General features: G+C 41.1%; 4 protein-coding genes and 1 pseudogene. 1 reads left to right on the top strand and 4 read right to left on the bottom strand.

The window, feature by feature from the left end; all coding sequences use genetic code 11:
- Positions 1 to 176: 176 nt before the first annotated feature.
- Entirely contained in the window at positions 177 to 455 is a 279-nt protein-coding gene (locus BGP78_RS07235) for a hypothetical protein (RefSeq protein ID WP_147386066.1), read from the bottom strand.
- An 89-nt stretch (positions 456 to 544) separates the two neighbouring features.
- On the opposite strand from BGP78_RS07235, the pseudogene BGP78_RS22870 reads away from it, so the two are divergent.
- Positions 545 to 769 (top strand): annotated as a pseudogene (locus BGP78_RS22870) (IS110 family transposase); the annotation flags it as partial.
- 793 nt (positions 770 to 1,562) lie between these two features.
- Here BGP78_RS22870 and BGP78_RS07230 read toward each other — a convergent pair.
- The 3 genes from BGP78_RS07230 to BGP78_RS07220 form a co-directional block, all read right to left on the bottom strand.
- Positions 1,563 to 2,153 carry a hypothetical protein gene (locus BGP78_RS07230; RefSeq protein ID WP_119860766.1) on the bottom strand — a complete coding sequence of 197 codons (591 nt, stop codon included), beginning with the start codon at positions 2,151 to 2,153 and terminating at the stop codon, positions 1,563 to 1,565.
- The gene (locus BGP78_RS22865) at positions 2,147 to 4,537 is read right to left on the bottom strand and encodes an RHS repeat domain-containing protein (protein ID WP_182912241.1); all 2,391 of its coding nucleotides are present in this window, start codon (positions 4,535 to 4,537) and stop codon (positions 2,147 to 2,149) included. The genes BGP78_RS07230 and BGP78_RS22865 overlap by 7 nt, the downstream gene beginning before the upstream one ends.
- Before the next feature lie 200 nt (positions 4,538 to 4,737).
- Positions 4,738 to 7,404, bottom strand: coding sequence for a TonB-dependent siderophore receptor (locus BGP78_RS07220; RefSeq protein ID WP_119860764.1), 2,667 nt, complete (start codon positions 7,402 to 7,404; stop codon positions 4,738 to 4,740).
- Positions 7,405 to 7,522 lie beyond the last annotated feature (118 nt).

Below are 7,522 nucleotides of genomic sequence, written 5' to 3'. Positions count from 1 at the left end.
CAACACCCATTGCTTTAGCTGCTTCTTCTTGCGTGTAACCTTGGTCTACTACAAGCTGAGCTGTTTCTAATTTGATTGCCGCAGAATAGGTTGCGCGTTTTAACTTCGTCATTTTTTCACCCAAATTTGTATGCTCAATAGCATAACATTTCTTTCTTAATGGGTGGCCAAATTAACTATGCCACTACAATTTCATGATTCTTTAAGTCACATTTCTTAATATTTAATTTTGTTTCACCATTATCTTTACCCTCTACAAAATAACCTGAACCACAAACGTGAAATTTAAGTAGCCCTGGAAAAGGGTAAGGCTTCAATTTGTGCCGTGCAGATAACTCATAAACTCCTAGTCCCCGTTCAAAGACTACTAATTCAGTTAACCCCAGCTTCCTGCCTGCATAGCTAGAATTGTGTATAAAAGCTATGATTAGTAAAAAAATTAATTTTATTTTCATAATATCAGCGCTATGGATAAGTACCATTTCTAACTTTTCTTAAGTTTTGATAAATAATCAATTTATGTTGGGTGTCTTTGTAAATTTCCCTCAGAAAGCAACTTATTCATGGTGCTCGAACTGTTGTAAACCACGCACATAAAAAAGACGATGACCTGAACCTATGGGTCACTGCCATCAAGCAAAGGCGTGGGGTAAATAAAGCAGCGGTTGCAATGGCACATCGCATGGCAAGGTTAATGTGGATATTACTTCAAAAAAATGAATATTACCGCCCGATACGTTCATGCAACCAGGTTCAAGGTAATGCTTAAACACCAAGTTAGATTGGCAGGAAGCTCGTAAATGACAAGGGTAACTTAACCCGAGTGGGTGTTGAGAGCACTTGCCAATCGCCTATCATTGTTCGCTACAGTTAGATGAAAAAAGGACTAGCCTGCCTATACAAAACCCGGCAAAGGCACGGTATATAAACCGGTTGGGTGTATTCAAATTAGGGTGTATAGGCTCGAAGCTCATTAGGGGCACTGAAATAACAGTTAAGCCCGGATATATGTCAGAGCAACGCTTTATTGCAAATGGGTCAAACGTCAAACAGTGGCAGCGAAGAAATGAAAAAACGAGGTAGTTTATTCTACCCCGCCAGAGTTATTTTGTTTGACATACCGGGAGTGTCCATATGTGTCTTGTTAAATTTCGTCTTATTTTTATCTAGTTTTTATACATGGTGCACTTAGAACTTGAATTCGGGTGAGTCCTTGATAACCAATTTATTCTCGCTGTAAAAACACGATGAACAAAAGGCAAAGCCTACCTAGCTCAAACCCGACAAAGGCACGGCTAATAAAGTCGATTGGGTGAATTCAATTTTATGGGTGACTAGGTTCGAAACTCATTAGGGGCGCTGAGGACAGTTAAGCCCGGATATATGTCAGAACAGCATCATAATAGATGGTGACAAAATAATTGCTGTTTATTGAGTTTAGTGCAGTTGAGGTAAAACAAATTTAAAGGCGCTAGGTTGTAAAAAAACAACCTAGCGGGTTAGTTATGGCTTGACAGTCAATAAACGTCCATATATGTCATGTTTATTTTCCAATAAATAGATTATGATTTTTCTAAAACCCCACCAACTAGAATCCGGTCATTATACTTAGTCTTAATTATAAAGCCTGCATGTTTCCTATCGCCGTCATGGTACCAAACAATTACGCTTTCAGTTTTAGATGCGAAAACTTCGATATATTTTGACCCTGAATGAACTATCAAGGAGGTAAGCCCCAAAAAGTTTGCTATTTTTTCAGGCTCACAGGTTAAATTGTTATTTATTCTAAAATCATAAATTGCAGAAACTAAAATATCAAAGTAATTATTCTTAATAAGATTTCGAGTTGGTAACATATTGACTTTCTGGTCTACAAAATAGAGTTCATAAGCATCGCTTTCATACATATTCATCAATATAGGGTGTTCATCTGTGCCTAAATTCTCACTGTAGAATTTAGCATTTTTAGGTATACCTACCTTTAATTGATCAGATTTTTGTAGATTAAACCGTCTTAAAGATTCAATCCCACTTTTATCTGAGAAATGATAAATCTTAAAGACGTTTAGGTCAGTAGTAGATAGCTCACATTCCGCAAACGAAGAAACAGAAAATAAGCTTAATAAAATAACTTGGAAAACTCTTTTTAACATCTTAAGGTTGCACCACAATTATTTGCAAAATATGACAAGGAACGACTATCTAACTTATTAATTGTCATTTTAAAATTCGCAGAATGGTCATAATATTCATTTGCTGCCGCAGCCGCTCCCCAAAGACCCATAGCCCCTCGAAATTGAGCAACTACCGCAATATCTGGTACAAAGACGCCTACAGCTTGAGCTACTGTACCTTTTGGATCGCCTGTTAATGTCATGCCGCCATTTGCGATTGATTGAGCATAAGGTAACATCTCATTAAATACATCAACTTCTAAAGCTTTAACCATGTTTAACTGCACTATTTTAGCTCTTACTTCAGAGCGGAGAATATACGAACCATCACCTTTTGCAAAACCACCTCTAATAGCCCAGCCAGCGATTTTAGCTCGGCCACCTATATCCTTAAAGTCTAATGCGGATATATGATCACGAACCGCTCGTGCGTGTTCTTTTATCTTATTTCTTTGATTCTGATTATTAAACAAGTTCCCCATTGCCGCTGTAATGGCTCCATTAGCAAATTTCCCCCCTGTTACGTGTGAAATAGTACCTCCGAGTAACCCAGCAATTGCAGCTTCAGCAGGATTATATCCACTAACATCAAAACCACCGATACCTTCAAAGTTAGGAGTCAACCCCTTAGTTATACCTGCACTAAAGAACCCATGTCCAAATTTTCCACCCTGTAACGTTGAAGATACTCCACCGACAAGTGCGTGGGATGATATATGATAAAAGCCATTTTTAACACCAGCATCAAAGAAGCCACCTGCTTTGGTAAATTTACCTCCAACAGCATTAAAAGCAGTTGCTGTGGCATAACTTATAGCAGCAGCCCTTATACCAGCGCCTAAACTCCCTGTAACAGCATAAGTTTGCAAACCACTGTATGCCGCCATACATGCTGCTGCGAATGACCCACACCCGATACCAATCCCTATTTGTACCAATGAATTTAACACCGGTACTTTAGCAAGTTCTCGTAATATCTTAGTTCCTAGGAGCCCTCCTAACAGCTTCTCAAAGAAATACCCACTCGGATCGGTATAACTCAACGGGTTATTCAACACATAACTGTAACGGTTATACGACTGACTATTATTCGGTGCCTGAATAAACGGGTCGGCTTGTAAGAATCGTCCTATCGTTGGATCGTAAATACGACCGTTCATATGAATGACATTTAAGCCATTGAGTATTTCATGGCCGGTAAAGCCTTGGCGCATATAGCCGGTAAATGCTGAGAAGCTATTGGCTTGTAGTGCATACTGCTGATCAAATGGGTCGTACCTAAAGGTTTGTGTAATGCTTGCCGCTGTCTTAGCTGCATTCACTTCACTCACCGCCAGTACGGAGCCTAAGTGGTCTCGTATCATCAGCTTTTGGGTAATGTCACCCGTTGCTAGGTTTTCGCTGATCTGCATATTACCCACTGTATATTGGTGAATAATACTCCCGCCCGACGGTCCTCCTTTGGTGATATGTTCAAATGCGCCTAAATAGATGGTTTCGGTATCAACCTTACCCGCGTCTTCATTTTGCGTGCTATAAGCATCTTTACGATAGTAACGGCGCATATTGGCATCATACGCAAAGTTCACCTGCATGTTACCGGCTTGATGAATTTGCGTTACTTTATCAAAACCACTGTATACGAACGAGCGATCACTATCACTGGTTACATTACCATTATTGTCATAATTAAATGTACGAGACGTACCTGTGCGTAAATCTTTTAATAAAGCATGTGGCCCCGCATTGCCTGTACTTCTGGTACTGCTGCCATAACTAAAGTCATTGCTTCCGGCACCACATGTAGACGTACTGCCTTTTTTAAGCATATTGCCCAGCGCGTCGTAACAGTAATTTAAGGTATTGCTGAGTGTGCCATAGCGGTTTGTCGCCGTTCGCAGTCGGTTTAAGCCGTCGTACGTAAAGGTTTCTGCGCGGGTTTGATCATATAAACCGGTGAACTCACGCTTATTTAACTGCCCAAATGCATTGTATTGATAGCTGGCACTCAGAGAGTTTTGCCCACTTTCTGTGCGCATCCCTACCGCCCCTAAACTGTCACTAAGTCCCGTATAGCTGTCATAACCATACGTTAAGACTTGGTTGCCTAAGTAAGTTTCTTTGGTGACCTGACCACGGAAGTTGACACTATTGCCGGTTTTAAGCAGCGTCTCATCGACTTTCATCGTGTCATTGTTATAACGAAGACCATGTTCTGAGATTTTAAACCCACGGGCGTTATACTTATACCCAACCGCATAGTTGTCACTTAACTGACTGAGATAAACACGTCCCAATGCATCATAATGAGTGTACTGCGTTTGAATAAATGGAATAACCAGTGTCCCCCATTCAAAAACCAATACCAACTCAAAGCCATATCCCAATGAAAAGTAAACAATTGTGCTCTATAAAAGCCAAGACACTCCCTCTCAATCTTCTTCCTCCTTGCTAAGAATGATCCATAAATAAAAAACCCCAGCTCAAAGCTGAGGTTTTATATTCGTCAATTTAAATTAACGTATTTTTATTAATAAGCTCTATGACCTAAATTGACTCTTTATTAAAATTTATAATTAAACTTTAAGTAAGCTTGGCGACCTAATGAGCTGTGTGTTTTATTGTCAACGCCCATAGATTCAGAAGGCGCTTGTGGCGCTTCTTCATTCAATAAATTCGCCGCACCAGCCGTTAATACTAACCCTTCAAAACCAACATAGCTGACAGAGGTATCAATGGTGGTCCATGAATCAATGCCAAACTTGTCATTATTACTATCTGCTAAATCTTTATAAGAACCAATATGACTCACACTAAGGGTTGCGACCCAGTCATCACGGTTCCAATCTACACCACTAGTCCAACGCAGCTCTGGGTGCTGGTATTCACCGTTACGATCGTCAATCACGTTAATGCGATTACCAGCGTCGTCACTTTCAAACGCTTGCTCTTCAAAGTTAAGCGCATATGTTAGGTTATAATTGAATTTAAACTCACCTAGATTGTCCGTCATTAATTTATACTCTAAATTAATGTCAAAACCATCGGTTTCACGGCCACCGATGTTCACAAAGGTGTCGTTAATTTGTAAAATACGACCCAGTGTACTGCCCTGATTTGGTGCGCGCACGACTAAACTAGAGTCACTGCCACAACAGTCAACCAGTTTTTGTGCGCCAATTTTCTTTATTAGGTTTTCTTGGTCATAGTTCCAGTAATCAACCCCAATACTGAAGTTATCTGTTGCTTCCCACACCACACCTAAGTTGAAGTTTTCAGATTCTTCTGGTTGTAAGTTTTTATTACCCGCTACAATTGCTGTGTATTCAGTTGGCTCACAGTCAACTTCTGCACCGGTTTGACGACAACGTTCTTTATCAATCACACTTGGAGATTCATCTGTACGCCCTAAGTGTAACTGAACCAGCGAAGGCGCTCTAAATGCTGTGCCCCAAGAGCCTCGAACAACCAACTCATCAAATGGTGACCAACGAAATGCCACTTTCGGATCAGTGGTTGTGCCAAAGTCACTATAATCTTCATGACGAACAGCTAGCTGTAATTCGAGAGTTTCTAAAACTGGAATACTGAATTCAGCAAAGATGGCGGTATTATCACGATCACCATTTGCCTGCGTTGCTTCAGTGCCGAATATTTCGCCACGTAAATATTGACTGTCAGGGTTGTCTTCTATTTTTTCTTTACGATGTTCAAAACCAAATGCACCTGCGATGTAACCAGACTCAAGTTCAAACAACTCGCCTGATACCGTCCCATCTAACGCCTGCATGGTCGATGAGCCATAACGTGTTGTGGTGGTTTCAAAGAACGCTAATCCTTCGGCTGTATTTGTGCTTGGTTCAAACGGGTTCCATAAACCATTATCAATAGCTTGCTGTGCACGCAACTTATTTGGGAAGCCATCAAAGCCACGTTCAACCGCACTTGAACGAATTGTTGAATAAGCAACTTCCCAATCCCATTCTTTAAAATTACCACGAGCACCGAGTACTGCACGATAATACTCTGAGTCTACGTCTTTTTTACGATTACCGATATCAACGGTTCGGCGGCGCATTGAAATATCGACACCATGTAAAAAGTGAGTCGGATCATTTGCTAATGGGTGATTCGGGTTAGTACCCATCATTGTCAGTTCGGTAAAGCTTGGGCTACCCGCACCTTGAATAAAGGTCGACGAATGCTGTGCTGAAAACTCTGCAAAGCCTTCAATACCATCGGTTATCTCTTGCACGCCATTGTAGTTAAAGCTATAACGCTCAGTCGATGGCACTAAGCTCATATGCGGTGCATAGTCATAACGACAAATATCACCAATGATCAACGACTCGTCACACTTATCGTTACCCCATGTATCAGCAAAAATAGTCTGACGAACTTGTGTGCCGTCATCTTCAACTCGTACAACAGGCAGTGCATTCCATTGTTCTTCTGTCAACATACTGCGCACAACTTCTACGCTACCAGGGAAACCCGATGAACTAAGTGCATTATTACCGCCGCGAAAACGCTGATCTGCACTGGCTGTGTAATCTCTATCAGAATAGAAAATGTCGCCACGTTTAAAGTAATCTAATGAGAAGTTATGATTCCCTTTGTCGTTAGATGAGCCCCATAAAAGCGTAAAGTTTTGCTCTTCGCCGCCGCCATCTGCTGTATCAGACACTTTACCTGAGACTTCAAAGCCTTCGATATCATCGCGTAAAATGATATTAATTACACCCGCTACGGCGTCTGAGCCATAGGTTGCTGACGCACCATCTTTTAGAATATCAATGCGCTTTACAGACGACACCGGAATACTATTTAAATCAACGAATGATGTTTCAATGTCTTTGGCAAACGGACTCACTGCAACGCGGCGACCATTAATAAGAACAAGCGTTGAAGAAGCGCCAAGGCCACGTAGCGCAACGCTTGACCCACCGTTTGCGGTATCGTCACTTGAGTTACCTTGAGTGCTGAATGTACCAGCCCCAGATACAGGTAACTTAGCGAGCGCGCCAATTAAGTCCGTTGAGCCGGTTGCTGCGAGATCTGACGCTGATAAAGATTGAATTGGCGAGGGGCCTTCCATGTCTGTACGTTTGATGTGTGAGCCCGTTACTTCTATCCGTTCAACCTTATTTTCATCGGCTGACACCGCACTTCCTGAGTGAGCAAGCAGGATTGCTGCTGATAGTGCACTAAGAGAATATGTTGCCTTCATTATGTTTGTCCCTGTTGTAGTGTAAGTTATTGTTTTAATTAATCACCTAAAGTTTTATCACACTTTACAGGCACAAACAAATCAACAAAATAACAACACAAACCTTCAATTAGTACAT

Origin of the sequence: Pseudoalteromonas sp. MSK9-3, assembly GCF_003590335.1 — a bacterium.
Lineage (GTDB): Bacteria > Pseudomonadota > Gammaproteobacteria > Enterobacterales > Alteromonadaceae > Pseudoalteromonas.
Note: the sequence above shows the minus strand (reverse complement) of the source record. Positions and strands in the feature narration are given on the sequence as shown.